Source organism: Christensenella timonensis (assembly GCF_900087015.1).
Classification (GTDB): domain Bacteria; phylum Bacillota; class Clostridia; order Christensenellales; family Christensenellaceae; genus Christensenella; species Christensenella timonensis.
In genome coordinates, this window is record NZ_FLKP01000002.1 from 1,452,818 (window position 1) to 1,472,556 (window position 19,739).

Consider the following 19,739-nt stretch of genomic DNA (forward strand, 5'->3'; position numbering starts at 1 on the left):
AAAAAGCGAAAAAATGGAGGACGAATTTGTGAAAAATCATTGACTTTTCATCCCAAATACAGTATATTATAAAGCGTCGCAAATAAAAAGAGTATGCTTCGGGGTGTAGCGCAGTTTGGTAGCGCACGTGCTTTGGGAGCATGGGGCCGGGGGTTCAAGTCCCTCCACCCCGACCAAGTAACACATACCCGATATTTGCAGATGGCCCCATGGTCAAGCGGTCAAGACATCGCCCTTTCACGGCGGTAACCCGGGTTCGATTCCCGGTGGGGTCACCATTATTTCTTTGAGCAGGGTTTACTCTTATTTGCTTGCGGGCCCTTAGCTCAGTTGGTCAGAGCGGTCGGCTCATAACCGATTGGTCCGGGGTTCGAGTCCCTGAGGGCCCACCACAGAGCAACAAGGTTCGAAGAATAGGGTAAAACAAGCAATGTGTTGGTTCAAGAGCAGGTATGGCCTGGTAGTTCAGTTGGTTAGAACGCTAGCCTGTCACGCTAGAGGTCGAGAGTTCGAGTCTCTTCCAGGTCGCCATTTGCCTCTGTAGCTCAGTCGGTAGAGCAGGGGACTGAAAATCCCCGTGTCGGTGGTTCGATTCCGCCCGGAGGCACCATTATTCCTGCTGGTGTAGCTCAATTGGCAGAGCAGCTGATTTGTAATCAGCAGGTTGCGGGTTCAAGTCCCATCACCAGCTCCACGTCAGAAGCCGCATGGTTATGCGGTTTTTTGTTTTATTCATATGTAATCTTATGCCATGCTTTGGCATTCTTAGCATGATTTCTACACACGCAGGCGGTTGGATAAACGGAAAAAACATTAAATTTTCTAATTCCACGATTTTGGTTTAGGCAAGGTATGTGCTGTTTATTTTTCAGAACGTGAAAGTCAATGATATATTTATTATCAAAACTTAAATGAAAGGTGGCGAGCGGACACTGAACGTATCGTAGTCCGAAACGCATGGCAAATCCGGATTGAATACACGGGGGGTATGAAAACAATTTGTTTTCATACCCCCCTTTATATTATAAAGAATGGAGGAAGACATAATGTGCGAAAAATACAACATAGACAAAAATATGCCGGCAATTCATTCTGTCTTGAAAATCATTAATAAGAGAGAGGATTTTGTACAGCCGGGAGACAAACAACCCAGGCAGACAGTACCTGCATTGACAATGCAAAGGAAAAAGATTCTATGCCTGCCAATGATTTGGGGCCTCAACAGCGATCGTCAGGTGGAATATGACAAATTGATATATAATGTTTGCCAGGAACATGTATTGTACGAGCGATTTTATCGCAGGGAGCTATTGGAACATCCTGTAGTGTTGCCGGCATCCAGCTTTTATGAGAGCAAGGTCGTAAAAAAGGATGTAGTAAACCAGTATAAATGCTATAAAAGTAAAAAAGCGCCGATATACCTTGCGGGTTTTTATAAGGAATACAGGGAAAAAGACGGCAGTGTGGTCAAGAGGGCAGCGGTGCTCACAACATTAGCCAATAAGTATATGCTTCCATACCAATGCCGGATGCCCATACTATTGAATCAACATGAGATCCTGGCATGGCTGAACGGCAGCTGCCTGGAATATTTTTTGCATAGGGTGCCGTACCACGTCAAAATCGAGCAGGTATCCTGCCGAGCGGGGGAAAGCTGACAATCATTTAGGATATGGTTCAGGATGCGGCGCCACTATCCACGATTTAATGTTTAAGAAGTCTCGATAACGGAAATAATAATGACATCCGGAAAAACGAGCATGCTTACCATGAGACTTGTATACAATATTGAGTCTCCAGAAAGTGAAAGGAAGAATTGTGACATGAAAAACAATAATAAAACCGAAGAAGTGAAAAAAGAAAGAGCAACATTTAAGCCTTTTGAACAAAAACCAAAGAAAATGGAAGATTTAATGATCGACTGGAAAACGCTTTATCCGAAGCCGTATGACAAAAAAAAGGTCGATCCATGGACAAAATGCCGTGTCATCCTAATGAATGGGATCGAAGTAGAAGCAGTAATGTTTATGCATAACTTCCACCGCCAGTGCAAAGACCAGGAATTACGCAGGCAGCTTGCTATGACGCGGCGTATGGAGCAGGAACAGCAAAAAATGATTAACTGGCTGAGCCCGGCAGACGAGTCCCAGCTGGAGTTGACGATTGGCTATGAACACGTCGCAGTAGACTTAACGGCATGGCTGGCCCAGCATGAACCGGATCAGTATGTAAAGCAGTGCCTGGATTTTGCCTTGCTTGAAGATTTCGATCATCTTTATCGCTACGCAGACCTGCTGAAGTTTGACAAAGATATCGCGGCGCATGAATTGGTAAAGAAGTACGTTGAAATCACGCCCGGACGGCCTACGATATCCCATTACAGGCATCCGTTTGAATCAGTAAAGAAACCTTGCGATTTCAAAAAGGCATCGGACAGGACAAAGCTGAATACATTGATCATTACGGCCGGCGAACAGCAGACGATGAACTATTATATGAATATCGGCCCAACCTATGAAAACGATCCGGGTCGTAAGCTGTATCAGCAGATTGGCATGGTAGAGGAACAGCATGTCACGCATTATGGAGCGTTGCTGGATCCCAACTGCACATGGCTTGAAAACATGTTGCTGCATGATTACACGGAATGTTATTTGTACTATTCCTTCTACGAGACGGAAGTCGATAAAGAAATCAAGCAGATTTGGGAACTGTTCCTAGAACAGGAAATCGCCCATTTGCATGCGGCTGCACAGCTTTTGGAAAAATATGAAGGAACAAGCTGGCAAGAGGTCGTTACGGGAGAATTCCCGGAAATACTGGAATTTCAGGATACCAAGGATTATGTGCGGGACGTGTTGAAAAACCAGGCAGAACTGACGGCCGATAAAGAGGATTTCAAAAATATTGCAGATATTCCTAAAAACCATGAGTTTTTCAAATATCAGAAGTTGGTAGGAAACGACGACTTAAATCAGGTGGAAGGCCATATGGTGATCGAGCGCTACCAGAAGGAAAATAGCGAAGATTACCGTTATGAGGACGAGGAAAACCCAAGGAAAGAATTGCGCGACAGGACAAAAGATAACACGACATTGGGCCGCGTTCAATAAATAAGGAGGAAACCAAATGAACGACAAGAAAAAATTAATTGAGAATGCACAGGAAGAGACCGAAGGCAGGAAGTGCCCGATATGCGGTAATGACGAATGGGACATTGGTGAAGAGACGTATATCCTGGAAGAATCAGAAGGCGGGGGAAACGTAATGGTTGCCTGCGCAAAGTGTACAAATTGTGGTTTTGTAGCATTGTTTGCTGAACCATAAGCAGATAAAGGCACCTACATAGGATAAACACCGAATAGACAACGGCGTTTATCCTATGGAAAAGGTGCTTATTTTATTAAAAATCTTTTATGGATTATAAGAATTTTTATTGACCTCAAGAAATCGCTATGCTATAATAAATATCGCTGACTGGAAGAAATAGTGTACTGTAAAGGCGCATAATATCTACCGGCAGTTGTACATATGGAGAGATTCCCGAGTGGCTAAAGGGAGCAGACTGTAAATCTGCCGGCGACGCCTTCGATGGTTCGAATCCATCTCTCTCCACCAAATAAAAAGCGCAAACGCGCTTTTTTATCATCGCGGATATGGCGGAATTGGCAGACGCGCACGGTTCAGGTCCGTGTGAAGGCAACTTCATGCAGGTTCAACTCCTGTTATCCGCACCAAACCAATATAATCCGAACCTATTCCCAATTGGGGACGGGTTCGGATTTATTGTTTTCTTTGACCGCTACGAAGCGACCCATTTCCGCAACGGATTGGAGCGCAAGCCCACCTCCAAGCCGAGAGGCCCACGCAAGAAGAAGCAGACCCCGTAAACGCAAAAAGGGCGGGCGCTACCGTTTTCACGGTGCGCCCGCCCTTTTCGTCCTTACTCTTGTTTGGCCTCCTGCTTCTCCGCCTCCCGTTGCTTTTTCCATTCGGCAAACTCCCGCTGGCCCTCCTCGCTCTCGTAGAAAGCGAGAATGTCCGGCAAAAGACAGCGGGCAATTGCTTCAATCTTGTGCTGTGGAATGTCGGTGTTGTTGATTAGTTTTTTCCTTCTGCCCAAGTGCTACCTCCCGTTAGCATATTCAATTTTCAAGGTGCAAAGCCGTGTCACCGCTGCTGGTCTTTTGAATGGCCGTCCCTCCCTTGTTCCCGCAAATTGTGAAGCAGCTCCGGCGGAATGCTCTCCACAAACCGCCGAAGCTGCTCGTTTTCCTGTTTTAGCCTCGCGGCCTCCAACTGTTTCTTGATGCTGCTGCCATCCTTGACCTTTTCTTTCAATCCTTCATTCTCCTGCGTCAGAAAGTCGATTGTGGCTTGATACTTTTTCATCTGCCCCAAATGGCTTTCCAGCCGGGGGAAAAAGCGTTTCAGCAGTGCCGCCGCTTCATCCCGTTTTTTACCGGCGTTCAGCGGCGTAATCTCTGCCAACACCTTTTGAACTGCCGCCGCCTGTTTCGTTAAGTCAACCGACTGCTTGAACAGCCATGTGGGGATATGTTTTCTTCTGGTGACAAGGGCGCTCTCGCCCCGCTTGAGGACGGGGAACGCCTTTTGCATATGGGCGTGAAACTCGTCCTGCCATTGGGAAAGCTGCGCCCGGTTGCCCAAAATCTCCTTTGCTGACAGCCGCCCGTCCTCGGTGATGGGGGTGAAGCACAGGTGGAGGTGGGGCGTTTTCTCGTCCATATGTACCATAGCGGAGAAGATGTTGCCCCGGCCTATCTTCTTCTCCATGAAGGTCACAGCCTCGGTGAAGTAGGCTTGCACCTCTTTCTTGCTCCTACCCGTGAAAAACTCTGGGCTGGCGGTTATCAGCGTGTCCACGAATATGGTGCTGTCCTTCCGTGTGCGGCACCCCGCCGCCTTGATCCGGCTGTCGATCTCCCGCCGGTACTTTTGGGCGGGCTGGATAATGTGAAAGTTGTCCCTGCTCCTGCTGGTGTCAATGTCGGGATTGCTGGCATACTGCTCTTTGGTGCGCTCGTGGTGGGCTTCCAGCGCCCCGGCTGGCCCCGCCTTGTGTTTGGCGAAGCGTAGGATTGCGTGTTGTGCCTTTTGCGCCATTGTACCTCCTTGTAGAAAGATAGAACCCCGTTTCCGGGGTCTTAAAGGGATTTATACTGCCCTGCTTGTTTTTCGCTGGAAAAGTCTTGATATATCAGCCTTTTTCGGGTTCCATTTTTCTACTCTCCGCCCGCTTCTTCCTCGCGTGTTCGGCCTTCTGCCGCCGCTGTACTTCCGCTTTGCAGCTCTCGCAGTATTTGGCCCGGTTAGAGGACGAAGAAAACGCCTTGCCGCACCGTTTACAGTGCTTCAAGGCGTCGTGCTGGAAAACCGCCGCTTCCAATCCTTTCCCTTCCTTGTCCTTCAACAGCACATGGCGGAAAAACTTGCAGCAGACGGAATAGGAAATGCTCTGGGGGCAGGTCACTTCCTCGCCTCTGTCCAGATAGAGGCAATTCCCGCTGTCGTAGTAACTGCACAGGCCCTTGATGAGCCGCAGCGCCTCCCGCCGCTGTTTGGCATCCATGCGGTATAGGGAGCCGTCTGGCCTGCGTTCAATGGGCGGAAAATCTTTGATGTTGAACATTCGCACCTTCTTTCCTCTTATTTGGGGCGCAGAAAAGCCACGCTTGCCATCTCGGCTTGCGTGGCTTTAGCACCCTGCTTCTTTCTCGTATTGGATAAACCGCTTTTTGATGGCCTCCATCCGCTTCACGACCCCGCTGTGATTTTTGTATCCCAGCTTGTCCGCGATTTCCTCGTAGGTATGGCCCTCCACCCGCAGTTCCAAAATCGCCATGTCCTTTTCGGATAAGGTGGCCTTGAACCGTTGGCAGAAGTCCTCCGCCTCTACCTGTTCCGTAAAATCGCCGGAAGCCTCTGCGATCTCATGGATGCCGCTGTTCTCGTCCTCTATGCAGGCTTCCAGCGAAACCGTCTGCACCCTCTTGGAACGGGTGTGATACCATTTCCGCAAGAAGTCCTTGCGAACATTGGTGTCCCACGATTCAAAGTCCTCGTCGCAAGGTATCTCCCGCACCACGTCTAAAACAGGCTGCCAACCTTGTTCCTCGACAACACGTTTGACCGCCAGCGAGAAAACCTCCGAAACATATTCCGGCTGGAAGAAAGGGATGGGCGTATGGGGCGGCAAACGAAACAAGGCTTGCACTCCCCAGCCGGTGATCTGCTCCACGCCCTTGACCCACAGCGGCAGGGCGTAGGACAGACGCCAAATGGGACACCAGCCGGTATAATGCTCCTTCCAGCCGCCGAAACCGAAGTGGGGAAACGCAAGGGAAGCGGCGGCGTCCATGATTTCCTTAAGAAATTGATCGCTGTCGATCAGCGAGATCAGTTCCTCCGAAGCGGCTAAAGCAGCCAAATCACGCGGCAGCCTACGAAGGGTAGGGCATTGGGCGAATAAATCTTCCGGCAGGAAATAGGCCAAAGGCAGATAGCGGATGTTGCTGTCATAGGGAAACTGGACAAGCGAAGGGTCGTTCATGGGGTGAACCTCCTTTCCTTTGAAATCAGATGAAGTTCATCTATTAATTTACGACATAAGTATATACTTTTTGTTCCTGTATTGCAAAAATATTTTTTGGAGGTTGTGTAGCAGTGCTTCACTCTGATGTGTTCAGTGCAAAATTATGTTGGAAATTGCCATCACTTATGCTACAATTATTTTGAGTTTTTGTGCCCATAACAGTATGGCAAAGGGGAATGTGCATGGATAAGAAAAAATTGACAGAACAAGAAATCCGCACAAGATATATTACCCCTGCAATATCGAAGGCGGGTTGGTCTGCTTCTCAGATACGGGAAGAATATCCTATTACGAAAGGCCGCATCATTGCCAGAGGTGGTACATATAAGCGCGACAAAGCTAAATTTGCAGATTATGCTTTATTCATCAAGCCGCATATTCCACTGGCTATTGTTGAGGCAAAGAACAACAATCATGCTGTTTCTGATGGAATGCAACAAGCCCTTGATTATGCGGAGCGGCTGTTGATTCCGTTTGTATTCACATCCAATGGTGACGGGTTTACTTTTCATAACCGCATGAGCGGCGGAGGCGACAGAGAAACATTCTTGACCCTTGAACAATTTCCATCCCCTGAAACACTCTGGACGATGTATCGAGAGGGTACTGGGCTTACCGCGCAGCAGGAAGCAGTCATTACAGAACCCTACTATACGGCACGGGAAGACCGAACGCCAAGGTACTACCAGTTAAATGCCATCAATTTAACTGTTGAGGCGATTGCGCGTGGGCAGAACCGTGTCTTGTTGGTGATGGCAACTGGCACAGGTAAAACGTTCACAGCATTTCAGATTATTTGGCGCTTGTGGAAATCTGGTGTGAAAAAGCGTATTTTGTATTTGGCTGATCGCAACGCTTTAATTGATCAAACCTATGTAAACGATTTTTCACCGTTTAAGGACAAAATGACGATTGTTCGCAATCGCAAGGTTGATAAATCTTATGAAATCTATCTGGCATTGTATCAAGGTTTAACCGGGGATGGCGACAAGGAAATTTTCAAGCAGTTCTCTCCGGGATTTTTTGATTTGATTATCATTGATGAGTGCCACCGCGGCAGTGCAAAGGAAGATAGCGAATGGCGCGCTGTATTAAACTACTTTACCGCAGCAACGCAAATCGGTTTGACCGCAACACCGAAAGAAACAAAGGACATTTCTAATGTTGATTACTTCGGAGAGCCGATTTATACCTATTCTCTCAAGCAAGGTATAGAGGACGGCTTTTTAGCGCCGTATCGTGTCATTCGTGTTTTGCTAGATAAGGATGCAGAAGGATTTCGCCCCTACAAAGGTCAAACTGACAAATATGGAAATGAAATCCTTGACCGGGAATATAACACGAAAGACTATGATCGCGAATTGGTGTTGGAACAACGAACCCGCATGGTTGCAAAAGTTGTGTCCAACTATCTTAAAAAGCATAATTTGCGCTATGACAAGACCATTTTCTTCTGTGTCGATACCGAACATGCTGACCGTATGCGTCAAGCGCTTGTCAACGAAAACGCCGATCTTGTAAAAGAAGACGAGCGCTATGTCATGCGCATCACCGGCGATGATGACATCGGCAAAAAGCAGATTGATGCCTTCCGCGATGTTTCAAGCCGTTATCCTGTGTTGGTGACCACTTCTAAATTACTTACCACCGGCGTGGATGTGCAGATGGTAAAGTTTATTGTGCTTGATGCCAATATCAACAGTATGACGGAGTTCAAACAGATCATTGGTCGAGGAACCCGTGTGCGCGAAGACCTCGGCAAAATGTTTTTTACTATTTTCGATTTTAGAGATTCTACACGACTTTTTGCTGACCCGGACTTTGACGGCCCAGTTGAGCAGGACGATTCTTTCACGCCATCAGAGGATGGACAAATCCCCGACCTGCCCGGCGATCCGCCAACGGACCCAGAAGAACCAGATTTTCCTGAGGACCCGGAATATCCTGGGGCAGGGGACGAGGAACACAAGCACGAGCGCCGTATGAAATACTTTGTTGACAATGTAGAAGTGACCGTACTCAAACAAAGGGTTCAATACATTGACAAGGACGGCAAGCTGATTACAGAATCCCTCACTGATTACACCAAGCGCAATGTCCTCGACCAGTATGCGACCTTAGAGGATTTCCTCACCGCATGGCACAGTGCGGAGCGCAAACAGGTAATCCTTGATGAGTTTGCAAGCCAAGGCGTGCTTTTGGAAGAATTGCAGGAGCAAATCGGCCGAGAGTTTGACCCCTTTGATTTGGTGTGTCATATTGCCTACGACCAACCGCCGCTTACCAGAAAAGAACGCGCTAACAACGTGAAAAAACGCAACTATTTTACTAAGTATGGCGAACAGGCGCAAGCAGTCTTAAATGCTCTATTGGAAAAGTATGCGGACTCTGGCGTTGTTAATTTGGAAAGCATGGATGTGTTGAAGGTAAATCCCATTAGGGAATTTGGCACGCCGCAATTCATCGTGAACAAGATTTTTAAGGGAAAGGCTGATTTTACCGCCGCCCTACGCGAATTAGAAAGCGAACTGTACGTCGCTTGACATAGGAGGAAACCACGATGGCCGTTTCAGGCACTACAAAAGCGCTCAAGGATATCATGCGCATAGACGCTGGTATCAATGGCGATGCACAGTATATTGAGCAGATAACATGGATGCTGTTTCTAAAGGCTTTTGACTATAAAGAACAGGAATGGGAACTGACAGAGGATGACTACTATCCCATTGTTCCAACGGAATATCGTTGGGGCACTTGGGCTACCGACGCCGAAGGGACAACCGGCGACGCTTTGCTTGCGCACATTGACGCTATGTTCTCCGCTTTGCGTGGCCTTGATATCAGCGACGACCCAAAGCACCGCAAATGGCTTATTAGAAGCATTATGGAAGGCGTCAACAACTTTATGAAGTCCGGTACCCTGCTGCGCCAAGTCATCAATAAAATCAATGCTGATATTGATTTCGACGCAATGCCTTCCGGCCACCTGTTTAACGGTCTGTACGAAACCATGCTGAAAGACTTGCAAAGCGCGGGCAAATCCGGCGAATTTTATACGCCGCGCCCTGTTACCCGCTTTATTGTGGAGCAGGTCAATCCAAAGCTGGGCGAAACAGTCCTCGAAAACATCCGACCGAAAATGATACAATTTAACGCTTCCAAAATGTGCGCGTAAAAAAAGGGTGCAAGGTCAAAAATTAGGGTGCAACAGGATCAACTGGCCATGTAGATGACCAGCTTTTTTTTGTGCCTTGAGGAAATATTTGTCAATTTTAATACTACAAATGATATCGTTGTAAATGTAGTAATAAAGTGATAACATAAGGATATAAGGAGGCAGTCAAGTGAAGACATATACTGTGAAGGAAGTTGCAGAAATGCTTGATACCAACCCCGAAACAGTCCGGAGATGGATCCGCTCCGGAAAACTGAAAGCAGAGAAAAGTTCGCGTAAAGATGGAAATGTAATCCAGGAGGATGACCTTTACAAATATTTGCGGGGCACATCTAAATATGCCGGAGTTGCTGCCGGTATGGTATTGGGTAGCCCTTTGCTCGCCGTTACATCGCTAATTGCAACTGCGGGCGTTGGAGTGGTGGCCGCCTTGGCTTCGGCAGGATTAAAGAAAAATAATGAGAATATTGAGATATTTTCAGACGATGTCAAAAAGACCCTCGAGGATAATATTTCCGAAAGCAAGAAAATAATAGAGAGTAAGAAGTCGGCGATATCTGAATTACAGGCCGAAATCAATAGAGAGCAGCAAAAAATTGAGGACTGTAATCTTGCTCTTGAACATCTGTCAGATGCAGTTAATACGGTTGAGCGTAATCCGAACGGAAAAAGGGAGTCAGACTAATGGCGGAAAAGAATGTTGTTGTAAAAAAGGACAGTGACCTTGTGCCGGGTGAAACATTACATGCAAAAGTGTTACATATTACCGCTGAAACGGAAGGCGTGGATTTCAATGGGCTCCTTGCTAGGCTTACGCAATATGTGAATATCGGCGATGCTCTGGCTCACGTTGAACGGCAGATGAAGTATGTGGTACAGATCCCTCTCAAGGATCAGGAAGCATTTAATGCCGGTGAGCTTTTCCTTAATCAGAACACGAAAACTGGTGTTTTGTGGCCGACATTATACAAAACTGCTGAAAACGGAAAAAGACAGTTTGTAGATAATCTTCCTATCAAAGAGGAGGCGCTTGTAAAGGGTAATCCGTTTGATGCGATTGCAATGGGTTACCACAATATCTACATGCAGGAACAGATGAATGAGCTGTCTGAAATGATCAATCGTACTTATAAGGCGGTAGAACGAATTGAGCGTGGTCAGATGGATGATCGTATCGGTGAATTAAAGGCAGGCAGGGATCAGATCCTGTTGGCTTTGAAACTTGATCCCGAACGTCGCAGCATGGAAATTGCTGAAGGGAGAAGTCACATCTTATCTGCTCAGAAAAAGTTACTTCAGACTTTCAAGAGCCAAGTGGAAGGATTTACACCGATACCGAAAGATGAATGGGATCGATTCTGGCTTGAATTCAGGCATGGAGGAATTTTGCAAGAAAAGGATAAAGAATTCTCGGATATCCAGGAATACTATGGATTTTATCTGGAGGCAACTCAGCTCCTAGCTGCATCCTATGCAATTTCCGGCGATATGGATGAGGCGGAAAAGGTCTTTGAAATAGCAAAAACTGAAATGAGTGAAATCAGATTCGATTCCATAAAGACCATTGATTATATTCACAAGCAGACTCAGGAACTTTTCTATAATTGTCCGGAAGAATATATCGAGGCTGAAAAAGATGTATGTATGGCTGATGCAAAAGATTACGATGTCATTGATGTGGAAGTGACAGGTCAGAAATTATTGGAGGTATTTGGAAATGTCCGAAAAGAAGAGATTCCAGAATCAGACACTGAACAGTGACGATTACAAAGAAACAGAGGACGGAGCGGAAACACTCAAAAACGGTATGAAATTAGCGGCATTCCTTGTTCCGGCTGGTCTAGCGTTAAAGAAATATGGCCCAAAGTTATTAAAGGGGGTTAAGTCAATTTTAAAAGCTTGATGCGGGGAGGACTCATAATATGTTGCTTTATTCAACCACTTTAAAGATCAATGATAGTCTGACCGGGGACAACCACCATCCAGGCATTTTGTTTAGTAATAGAAAAAGGTGCAGTTGATTATTGCGTATTGTCAATCTCTCTCAAACCGGGTAGTAAAAATACGGCAAGCGCAACGATGATAATGCCAATTCCGCAAATGACAAACCATTTCTCAACTCCCAGCCGCTCCGCCAGAGGCCCGGAAATGACAAGGCCAAACGGCATGGCGAGGGAAGCGGCGCTTGTCAGTAGAGAAAAAACTCTCCCCAGATATTCTGGTTTGACCGTTTCTTGAAAAATCGCATCTTGCACACCGTAAAATGGAGCGGAAATTCCCATAACAGTACAGCACACAACAAAGACAAGAAATGCGTCTGGCGGCAAAAGCCCGGAGAGCATATTGCTAACGCCCATCAGGAGAACGGAAAGACCGATGGTGTACCGCCGTTTCTTAAAACCGCCCCAAATGCTCAGAATGACTCCGCCAAGCAGCATACCAACCGCAAAAGCAATTTCAGCGGCAGAGGCATGGGCCGGTGTTCCTTTGAAGTATGACATACAGATGAGAGGAAAAAGCGTACTGATTGGCATATAAAAGAACATATAAATTACACCAATCCAGAGCAGAGCAAAGAGGCCCCTGTTTTGCTTTAATACCACATACCCCTCTTTCATATCCTGTAAAAACTGTTGTCTTTTCGTTTCTGGACATAGTTCAGGCGTTGGTATGGACGAAATCGCAACAGTCACACAGGCAAGGATTGCGCCCACAATATCTAACAATATAATTGCATTAAGAGGCCAAACAGCATATAAAAACGCTGCGGCAGCTGGACTGATAATCGCACTTACTGCTTGCATGGTCTGCGTGTAACCAGCGCATTTTGTAAGTTCCTCTTTTGGCACAATCATAGGTGTTGCTGCGCTGAATGCTGGAGAATGAAAAGCAGTTCCCGCACTTCGGATTAACAGGACAACCATAATAGACCATACGGGCAATTCCATGTAAAACGCCACCAGCGCCAGAATACCGCCAGCGGCGGCAATTATCAAATCCGCACCAATCATTACGCTTTTACGGCTGTGCCGGTCAACAAAAGCACCTGCAAACGGGCCTAAACAGGCTTGCGGCAAAAATCCAATCAGTGTTGCCGCCGTCAATATGATTGCAGAATTAGTTTTCGCAACCAAATAAAAGATAATGGCCATTTGCAAAATACCGCTGCTAATAAAGGATATTGCTTGTCCGGCAAGAAGTGTAAAATAAGTTTTTCTCCATGAATTGTTGTTTTGGGTCATAATGCGAACCTCCTTTTTTATTGCATTGTTCCTTTGTTTCTGCAATAAAAAGCAGGCGTTGTCCCACAGAGAGGGCAGACGCCTGCATAACAACAAAGCACGAAAAAACACCACGATACAGTTCAAAGACTGCTCGTGTCAAACCTACGTGTTCCTTTGCATACGCACGCAAAAAAAGCCCACCATCATGTGGAAAGGTACTTCTACTTTTTATTGCTTATTAGCGTACACAAATTAACACACGTAAGCCTCCTTCCAATCTCAAACTGTCGCACAGTATAACACACATCCGATAGACTTGTCAACCATTTTTAACCTTGTTTTCCATCTTGTTTTTCCATCTCTTACGGGCAGTAGCAAAGCCAGGCGAGCCAGTCAACGGTCAAGATGAACGGCGCTTTCAGCGCCGCCGTTGACAGTCTCGCCCGTCTTTGCTAATGGGTAATCAAGGCGGGAAAGCCATTTTAGGGCTTTCCCGCCCATTTCAATTTTGGGAGAAGAAAGGCCCCAAAATGAACGAGTGCGGCCAAACACTTTTAGGGATTGGCCACCTTGTCCACCCATCCAGCGGGGCGGCGGGGAACGGTCAAGGCCGGGCGTCAGCCCATTCATTTCAGCCTTGACGGTTTCCTGCCGTCCTGCTACTTTTCCCGGAGTGTGGCCACACATCTGGTCACGGTGTCCAGAGCTTTGGGACTTTTTGTCCCATAGGCCGGGGGCGGAGGACGAGGGACGGGGGCTTTCATAATACGCCCTGTCTGCTGCTGAAATCAGCCCTTTGTTTCCGGCTTACCAGCCCCAAACAAAGCCCTGCTTTCCTGCCGCGTCAAATGCCCTTGCCCTCCCCGGCGGCAACGGTATTTTCAGGGCAACGCCGACAGAGCGTATAACACACTACACTTTGCTCCGCAAAGTCGTGTGCCAAATGGGGCGCTGCCCCCTTTGGAAACCCCCGCAACAAACAGGTGCTATGCACCCAGCCGGGAGCATAGCGCCGTTTGTTGTCAGCAGCCCGTTTCACGGTCTGCGTGTAGTTCCTTGTAAACTGACCTAAACTGAAGGGTGCTGCGCATGTCCTGCTTCAACAGGACAAATCGGATAATTATGCGATCCGTACACGTTGCAATGACAGTAATGAATATTTCGGTGGGATTGGCATTTATTTCCCGAATGGCAACCACAGACGGTATATATACCGGGAATATGCCAACGAAGCCAGCATATTGATGAATAAAGTCGCTAATGCTGTATTCCGCTATATGAACGTGCAGACCATTCCACCACTTTATACGTGGGCTGGAGTAAATAACTCTTTGCTTCGAGACAAATGGAGCAGTAACCGAGCAGAAAAGATGGCTGCCGAAACCGCACGGCAACACGCTGAAGCAGAGTTCCAGGAATATCAGGAAACATTTGATCAAGAAAACGTTAAACTTCAAAGCGAGAACGATGATCTGCATAACAGGATTGAAGAACTGACTAGGGACATTTATTCGCTTCAGCAGGAAAACCAGGGACTAAGAGCAAAATTAAGCGATACTGAGGATGTTCCTATTATTTTTCTCGGTGACGAAGAGGAATTCTATCAAGGCGAAATTCGCGAGATGGTGTTGGATGCCGTTGATGAAAAACTGAAAAATACAAAAGAAAAGACGCGCAGATACGATGTGTATAGGGATATCCTTAAAAAGAATCATTACCAAGGATTGACTGCTGAGCGGATTGAAACGATTAAAAACCTGTTGAAAGACTATAAAACAATGAGTGGAACTTTACGGCAGCAGCTGATGGATCTTGGCTTTGTGATTACAGAAGAAGGAAAGCATTATAGGCTTACATATTATGGGGACGGAAGGTACAAGACCACATTTGCCAAGACAGGCTCTGATCATCGCGAAGGCAGAAACAATGCGGCTGTAATTGCCAAGAATATGTTTTGATGAACAGCTATGAGCGTATTTCCAGAAACTACGGATGGCGTATAGGAAAACAAAATGCAGAAGATTACAAACAAACAGTACGAAGAATACCGCAGGCTTATCTATGACCGTGAGCATGGCCGTATACTGACTCCGGACGGACTGCGGCTGATCTGCTCTGCCTGCGACTATGATCCCACGGAGATCGGTAAGATCATGCTGGAGAATCTCGCAAAGTTTCAGGCGTCCGGCGCGGTGTATACGTACGACCGCGAAAGCGATCCTGAAGCGGAAGAGGATAAGAACTGAGAAAAAACACTTGCTCCGGCGCTGTTACAGCATTATTCTGTAATTAACAAATCGTATCGGCATCATGATTTTCTTCTCGATGCCAGTCGTGTCCTTCGGACATGATGATTCCTCCCCCCGGAATAATTATATTGTGACAGCGCTTTTTCTATGCGCGGATAGGAGAGTTTATGGAGCAGAACAACGTACGGAAACTGACTGTATGCGAGAGCGGCGGCTATCATTATAAGCCGACCTCGACAATTATTCTGAAGGGACAATGGCTTGAGAAGTATGGCTTCCCTGCCGGTACGAAGGTGGATGTGCAGTGCCAGAACGGCAGGCTGGTTATCGTGCCGAGAGAAGAACAAGGACAATTTTCAGAATAAGAAAAACGCCGCCTTCGACTCATATCGAATCGAAGACGGCGTATTTTGTATGGTTATGCTTTGATTTCCATCCCGTTCCGGAATGTAACTCGGATGTCGTTTTTGCTGTAGACGGTGATGAAATCGACAAGGCTCTGAAACTGCGCCGCATCGAATTCCGTTACAAGATCGGTCTGTTTCCGCAGGGTATCGAGGAACTGCCTGATTGACGAGCGTGTGAGTTCCTTTCTGGAGATCTCGTTTTCAACTTCCGCGAGATTCTTCTTCGCTGTGTTGAATCGTTCGGTAAGGGAATCGTATCGTTTCTGGTATGCTTCCTGATTCTGCGGGGCAACGGCGTTCTGCCGGATCTCTTTCTGGACAAGGTCGGCGGCAACGTTCATCTCGTCTTCGTACTCGCGTTCCTTTTCCTTTAGGGCATCGGTGCTGTAGAGCGGTCCGGCGAGAATCTCCTCGAAGTCGGAAAGGATGGAATCCTTGTCCTTGAACAGCGTGTTCACTGCCGAGATGTATTTTCCCTTGATCTCATCATCCGTGAGAACCGGAGTCGTGCATTTCTCACCGCCGTCGTACTTGTGATTGCACCGCCAGATCATCCTGCGGTATTTGTCATTGGAATGCCAGACCTTGGAGCCGTACCAGCTTCCGCACTGTCCGCATTTGATCTTGCTTGAAAAAACATGAACACCGCTGTGCCGGTTTTTGCCGGGGAAGCGGCGTTTCAGCTCGTCCTGAACCTGGTCGAAGATCTCCGGCTCGATGATTGCCGCATGATCCTGTTCGACGTAGTACTGAGGGATCTCTCCTTCGTTAACCTTTGTTTTCTTGGTAAGAAAGTCGACAGTGAAGGACTTCTGCAGAAGGGCGTCTCCTTTGTACTTTTCGTTGGATAACATGGCTTTTACAGTTCCTTCCCACCATCTCTCCTTACCGCCAGGTGATGGTATGCCTTCCTTCGTGAGCTTTGATGCAATTCCGTGCGGTGTCATGCCTTCCATGAACATCCGGTAGATCCGTTTCACAAGTTTGGCCTGTTCTTCATTTACGATCAGCTCGCCGTTCGGTCCCCGGTCGTAGCCGAGGAACCGTTTGAACGGAACCGTCACCTTGCCGTCGGCGAACCGTTTTCTCTGACCCCAGGTGCAGTTCTCGGAGATGCTGCGGGATTCTTCCTGAGCAAGGGACGACATGATTGTGATCAGCAGTTCTCCCTTGCCGTCGAAGGTCCAGATGTTCTCCTTTTCAAAATAGCACTCGACGCCTTTTTCCTTGAGTTCCCGGATCGTAGTAAGGCTGTCGACCGTGTTCCGGGCAAACCGGCTGACGGATTTTGTGACAATGAGATCGATCTTTCCGTCCAGCGCGTCCGCGACCATCTGCTTGAAACCTTCACGGTGCTTGGTACTCGTTCCAGTGATGCCCTCGTCGGTATAAACCTTGACGAATTCCCAGTCATCGCGGCCTTTGATATATTTTGTGTAGTAGTCGATCTGCGCCTCGTAACTCGTGAACTGTTCGTCGTGGTCGGTGGAAACCCGGGCGTAGGCAGCGACACGGCGCTTTTTCGTCTCACCGATGGGTGCCGAGGTGAACTGCTTCAGCGTGGCCGGTATGGTTTTTACTTTCCGCTGCTGTTCCAAAATTTCTCACTCCTTATCTGTTTCATCTTCTCTGACATTTCCGCTTTGGCTTCCGGCGTCCAACGTTCCTGCATGAGCTTCCTCATATGATCCCTGGCTTCTTCGCTCCGGGGTTTGAAGGTCTTTTCCGGTGGGATATAATGCATCGTCTGAATCCGGCCATCCCTGAAATGAAATTCAAGAAGATCCTTGTCTTTCACATAGATGACCTCGATCCGCTGTTTGAAAAGTTCCGCATCATATTTAGGAATTCCCATCACCTCGGCGATCTGCGTCTTCAGGACGTCCTCGCGTAATCCAACAGTTATGCAACCTTTACCATGAGCTGAGCAGCGCCAATAGTGCATTTTCGGCTTTTTCGGATTGGAAGCAGGCTGCGTGCAGCGACGGAAATTACAGCCGCATGCAGCGCATTTGATTCTTCCGGAAAGCTCTGTTGTGCCTTTGGCGTAGGGATGCTCGCGGCGTTTCTTTGAAGTCTCAGCCCGGTATTCCGCTGTCCAGCAGTCCTGATGGCCGGTATTCGGAGCAGGACGGGTGATCTCCGTTCCATCTTTTAAGAAGAATTGGAGCGTGTATTTCTCCGGCACTTCGATATGGTCAACCTTTTCAAGAAATACAGCCTCGTCAAATTCGGGGATTTCGAGCACTTCGCAGCAGGCTTTCTCGAGAGCCTTTTCACTGATTGTACCGCCGACCGGGCAATTATTATCGGGCGTTCTCTTTTTCTTTTTACTGCCACAAACCCAGAATTCTTGCTCATGACCATTCTTTTTTCGACGATTGTGCATATAGCTGAGTCCACAGTAGGGGCATTTGATTTTGCCGGTGAAGCAGCAGATATTCAGGCTCTTGTTGGCAAGAGCCCCAAGCTTTCTGCGCCGTTCCATTTCATCCTGCACGTATTGCCAGGTTTTCATATCGATGATAGCTTCATGCGTATTCTCGATGTAGTACTGAGGCAACTGCCCCCTGTTCTTACGCCTTTTCTTCGTGATCGGATCCTCGACGAATTCCTTTTGCAGGAGCGTATTGCCCGTATAAGTGATGTTGTTGAGAATGTGCTTGAGCTGTGAGTCTCGCATGACGTTTCCGTTCACGGAGCGAATGCCTTCCGCTTCAAGCTCACGTTCTGTCTCCAGCCGGGACTTTCCGTCCAGGAAGTTCTGAAAGATGCGCTTTACGACAGCGGCTTCTTCCGGTACTACCTCGAGGTGATTGCCGACCCATTTGTATCCGAGAATCGGGGGCTTCGCTGTCGGGATGCCCTGTTCCATGCGCTTCTTCACGCTCCATTTTTCATTCTCGGATATGGAACGCGATTCTTCCTGAGCGAAGGAAGCGAGGAGAGTGAGCATCAGTTCCCCGTCATCGCTGAGGGATCGGATGTTTTCCTTCTCAAACCGCACCTCAACGCCGATGTCTTTCAGGTGGCGGACGGTTTCCAGAAGGTCGACAGTGTTTCTGGCGAAACGGCTGATGCTTTTCGTCAGGACGATGTCAATTTTTCCGGATTCACAGTCGGCGACCATCCGCATAAACTCAGGTCGTGATCCGGCTTTCGTTCCGCTGATGCCCTCGTCGGCGTAGATCCCGGCGAACTCCCACTGTGGATTGCTCTGGATCAGTTCGCTGTAACGGGATACCTGCGCCGAGAGGGAATGGTGCAGCCGTTCTGTTTCCATGGATACACGGCAGTAGGCAGCGACCTTTTTCCGCTCCGGCAGGACCGGTTTCATCTTTTTGATTTCTGTAATTTTCTTCATGAAATCAGCTCCTTTCCGTGTCTATTCATCACTCAGACCCGCCGATGGTATCAAGCGTTATCTGAGAATAAAGTGCCGAAAACAGGGCGGTATTTGCGGAGCAGGATTGTATCAATTTCATCGTATTCCTTCCGGGTGATGATGCCGGATTTCAGCATGGATTTTGCTGCCGACAGGCTCGCCTGGTAGTGGCGCTCGGCTTCGCATTTTTCTTTATTCACTGCTCAGCGCCTCCTTTGAATCTCGCTTTGATGTAGCATGCGTGAGAGCAGTATTTCCGGTGTGCGTTGCCATAGGCGGAAAAGGGTCTGCCGCAGCATGCGCAGGTGAAGTCATATACCGCTTTCCGATGCACCTGGTCCAGATGGCTGTTCCACCATTCCTGACGGCAGGCACTGCTGCAGAACCGGATATGTTTTCTTCCCGGAATCTGCCGGACAGGCTTTCCGCAGTTCGGGCAGAACTCAGCGGGTTCTTCAGCGGTTTTCTGCGCCGGGACACGCTTTCCGGCGAAGCCGTTTCTGCGGCAGTAAGACTTGACGGTATTCTTGGAAAGGGAGAGGGCTTCGGCAATCGCGTCATAGCTCATTCCCTGTTCTCTCATACGGAAGATACGGGTTTTCTGTTCATCGGTCATGATGAGCACCTCCTTCATGTCTTCCGTCCTCAAAAAGACGGGCAAAACGCACCCCTTCGGATTAAAA

Annotated in this window: 19 protein-coding genes, 8 tRNA genes and 1 pseudogene; 18 read left to right on the plus strand and 10 right to left on the minus strand. The window is 47.8% G+C overall.

Annotated elements, in window-relative coordinates:
• The first annotated feature begins 99 nt into the window (after positions 1 to 99).
• From BN6471_RS08285 to BN6471_RS08335, 11 genes are all read left to right on the plus strand, one after another.
• Positions 100 to 176 (plus strand) — tRNA-Pro (locus BN6471_RS08285).
• Between the two features lie 27 nt (positions 177 to 203).
• Positions 204 to 278: transfer RNA gene (locus tag BN6471_RS08290), tRNA-Glu, on the plus strand.
• 37 nt (positions 279 to 315) lie between these two features.
• Positions 316 to 392 (plus strand) — tRNA-Ile (locus BN6471_RS08295).
• Between the two features lie 62 nt (positions 393 to 454).
• Positions 455 to 531: transfer RNA gene (locus BN6471_RS08300), tRNA-Asp, on the plus strand.
• A 3-nt stretch (positions 532 to 534) separates the two neighbouring features.
• Positions 535 to 610 (plus strand) — tRNA-Phe (locus BN6471_RS08305).
• Between the two features lie 8 nt (positions 611 to 618).
• A tRNA-Thr gene (locus tag BN6471_RS08310) sits at positions 619 to 694 on the plus strand.
• 352 nt (positions 695 to 1,046) lie between these two features.
• A complete protein-coding gene (locus BN6471_RS08315) occupies positions 1,047 to 1,658 on the plus strand; it encodes an SOS response-associated peptidase family protein (protein ID WP_066647655.1) in 612 nt (203 codons plus the stop codon).
• A gap of 165 nt (positions 1,659 to 1,823) precedes the next feature.
• Complete coding sequence (locus BN6471_RS08320; protein ID WP_066647657.1) at positions 1,824 to 3,113, plus strand: hypothetical protein; 1,290 nt, start codon at positions 1,824 to 1,826, stop codon at positions 3,111 to 3,113.
• 16 nt (positions 3,114 to 3,129) lie between these two features.
• Positions 3,130 to 3,327 carry a hypothetical protein gene (locus BN6471_RS08325; protein ID WP_066647659.1) on the plus strand — a complete coding sequence of 66 codons (198 nt, stop codon included), beginning with the start codon at positions 3,130 to 3,132 and terminating at the stop codon, positions 3,325 to 3,327.
• 206 nt (positions 3,328 to 3,533) lie between these two features.
• Positions 3,534 to 3,618: transfer RNA gene (locus tag BN6471_RS08330), tRNA-Tyr, on the plus strand.
• A 32-nt stretch (positions 3,619 to 3,650) separates the two neighbouring features.
• Positions 3,651 to 3,737: transfer RNA gene (locus tag BN6471_RS08335), tRNA-Leu, on the plus strand.
• Positions 3,738 to 3,943: 206 nt separating this feature from the next.
• Here the strand turns inward: BN6471_RS08335 and BN6471_RS08340 are convergent.
• From BN6471_RS08340 to BN6471_RS08355, 4 genes are all read right to left on the minus strand, one after another.
• Complete coding sequence (locus BN6471_RS08340) at positions 3,944 to 4,123, minus strand: hypothetical protein (protein WP_046444700.1); 180 nt, start codon at positions 4,121 to 4,123, stop codon at positions 3,944 to 3,946.
• Between the two features lie 47 nt (positions 4,124 to 4,170).
• Entirely contained in the window at positions 4,171 to 5,127 is a 957-nt protein-coding gene (gene mobV / locus BN6471_RS08345) for a MobV family relaxase (RefSeq protein ID WP_046444701.1), read from the minus strand.
• 94 nt (positions 5,128 to 5,221) lie between these two features.
• Complete coding sequence (locus BN6471_RS08350) at positions 5,222 to 5,653, minus strand: cysteine-rich VLP protein (RefSeq protein ID WP_046444702.1); 432 nt, start codon at positions 5,651 to 5,653, stop codon at positions 5,222 to 5,224.
• A 66-nt stretch (positions 5,654 to 5,719) separates the two neighbouring features.
• Positions 5,720 to 6,574 (minus strand): RNA polymerase sigma factor, encoded by an 855-nt coding sequence (locus tag BN6471_RS08355; RefSeq protein ID WP_046444703.1) that lies wholly within the window; start codon positions 6,572 to 6,574, stop codon positions 5,720 to 5,722.
• A gap of 224 nt (positions 6,575 to 6,798) precedes the next feature.
• On the opposite strand from BN6471_RS08355, the gene hsdR reads away from it, so the two are divergent.
• The 4 genes and pseudogenes from hsdR to BN6471_RS08375 all read left to right on the plus strand — a co-directional run bounded on the left by hsdR (position 6,799) and on the right by BN6471_RS08375 (position 11,552).
• Positions 6,799 to 9,159, plus strand: coding sequence for an EcoAI/FtnUII family type I restriction enzme subunit R (hsdR, locus tag BN6471_RS08360; RefSeq protein WP_046444704.1), 2,361 nt, complete (start codon positions 6,799 to 6,801; stop codon positions 9,157 to 9,159).
• Positions 9,160 to 9,176: 17 nt separating this feature from the next.
• Positions 9,177 to 9,740, plus strand: a pseudogene (locus tag BN6471_RS08365) (type I restriction-modification system subunit M N-terminal domain-containing protein); the annotation flags it as partial.
• A gap of 220 nt (positions 9,741 to 9,960) precedes the next feature.
• Positions 9,961 to 10,476: a helix-turn-helix domain-containing protein gene (locus tag BN6471_RS08370; protein WP_066647661.1), complete on the plus strand. Its 516-nt coding sequence runs from the start codon at positions 9,961 to 9,963 to the stop codon at positions 10,474 to 10,476.
• The gene (locus tag BN6471_RS08375; RefSeq protein ID WP_066647664.1) at positions 10,476 to 11,552 is read left to right on the plus strand and encodes a hypothetical protein; all 1,077 of its coding nucleotides are present in this window, start codon (positions 10,476 to 10,478) and stop codon (positions 11,550 to 11,552) included. Before BN6471_RS08370 ends, BN6471_RS08375 begins: the two co-directional genes overlap by 1 nt.
• 260 nt (positions 11,553 to 11,812) lie before the next feature.
• Here the strand turns inward: BN6471_RS08375 and BN6471_RS08385 are convergent, their stop codons facing one another.
• Together BN6471_RS08385 and BN6471_RS08390 are read right to left on the minus strand one after the other, a co-directional pair.
• Positions 11,813 to 13,033, minus strand: a complete 1,221-nt coding sequence (locus tag BN6471_RS08385) for an MFS transporter (protein WP_002575857.1) — start codon at positions 13,031 to 13,033, stop codon at positions 11,813 to 11,815.
• Positions 13,034 to 13,408: 375 nt separating this feature from the next.
• Positions 13,409 to 13,645, minus strand: a complete 237-nt coding sequence (locus tag BN6471_RS08390; RefSeq protein ID WP_014080336.1) for a hypothetical protein — start codon at positions 13,643 to 13,645, stop codon at positions 13,409 to 13,411.
• A 614-nt stretch (positions 13,646 to 14,259) separates the two neighbouring features.
• Here BN6471_RS08390 and BN6471_RS08395 point away from each other — a divergent pair.
• From BN6471_RS08395 to BN6471_RS08405, 3 genes are all read left to right on the plus strand, one after another.
• A complete protein-coding gene (locus BN6471_RS08395; protein WP_082903413.1) occupies positions 14,260 to 14,973 on the plus strand; it encodes a hypothetical protein in 714 nt (237 codons plus the stop codon).
• A gap of 54 nt (positions 14,974 to 15,027) precedes the next feature.
• Positions 15,028 to 15,261, plus strand: a complete 234-nt coding sequence (locus tag BN6471_RS08400) for a cytochrome C (RefSeq protein WP_066647668.1) — start codon at positions 15,028 to 15,030, stop codon at positions 15,259 to 15,261.
• Between the two features lie 170 nt (positions 15,262 to 15,431).
• Positions 15,432 to 15,629 carry a SymE family type I addiction module toxin gene (locus BN6471_RS08405; protein ID WP_066647670.1) on the plus strand — a complete coding sequence of 66 codons (198 nt, stop codon included), beginning with the start codon at positions 15,432 to 15,434 and terminating at the stop codon, positions 15,627 to 15,629.
• Between the two features lie 53 nt (positions 15,630 to 15,682).
• Here the strand turns inward: BN6471_RS08405 and BN6471_RS08410 are convergent, their stop codons facing one another.
• From BN6471_RS08410 to BN6471_RS08420, 4 genes are read right to left on the minus strand one after another with little or no spacing between them, the layout of a single operon-like run.
• Positions 15,683 to 17,269 carry a recombinase family protein gene (locus tag BN6471_RS08410; RefSeq protein ID WP_066647675.1) on the minus strand — a complete coding sequence of 529 codons (1,587 nt, stop codon included), beginning with the start codon at positions 17,267 to 17,269 and terminating at the stop codon, positions 15,683 to 15,685.
• Complete coding sequence (locus BN6471_RS08415; protein WP_066647678.1) at positions 17,248 to 19,035, minus strand: recombinase family protein; 1,788 nt, start codon at positions 19,033 to 19,035, stop codon at positions 17,248 to 17,250. The genes BN6471_RS08410 and BN6471_RS08415 overlap by 22 nt, the downstream gene beginning before the upstream one ends.
• A gap of 50 nt (positions 19,036 to 19,085) precedes the next feature.
• A complete protein-coding gene (locus tag BN6471_RS13085) occupies positions 19,086 to 19,256 on the minus strand; it encodes an SHOCT domain-containing protein (protein ID WP_167836628.1) in 171 nt (56 codons plus the stop codon).
• Positions 19,253 to 19,672 carry a helix-turn-helix domain-containing protein gene (locus BN6471_RS08420; RefSeq protein ID WP_066647680.1) on the minus strand — a complete coding sequence of 140 codons (420 nt, stop codon included), beginning with the start codon at positions 19,670 to 19,672 and terminating at the stop codon, positions 19,253 to 19,255. The genes BN6471_RS13085 and BN6471_RS08420 overlap by 4 nt, the downstream gene beginning before the upstream one ends.
• Positions 19,673 to 19,739 lie beyond the last annotated feature (67 nt).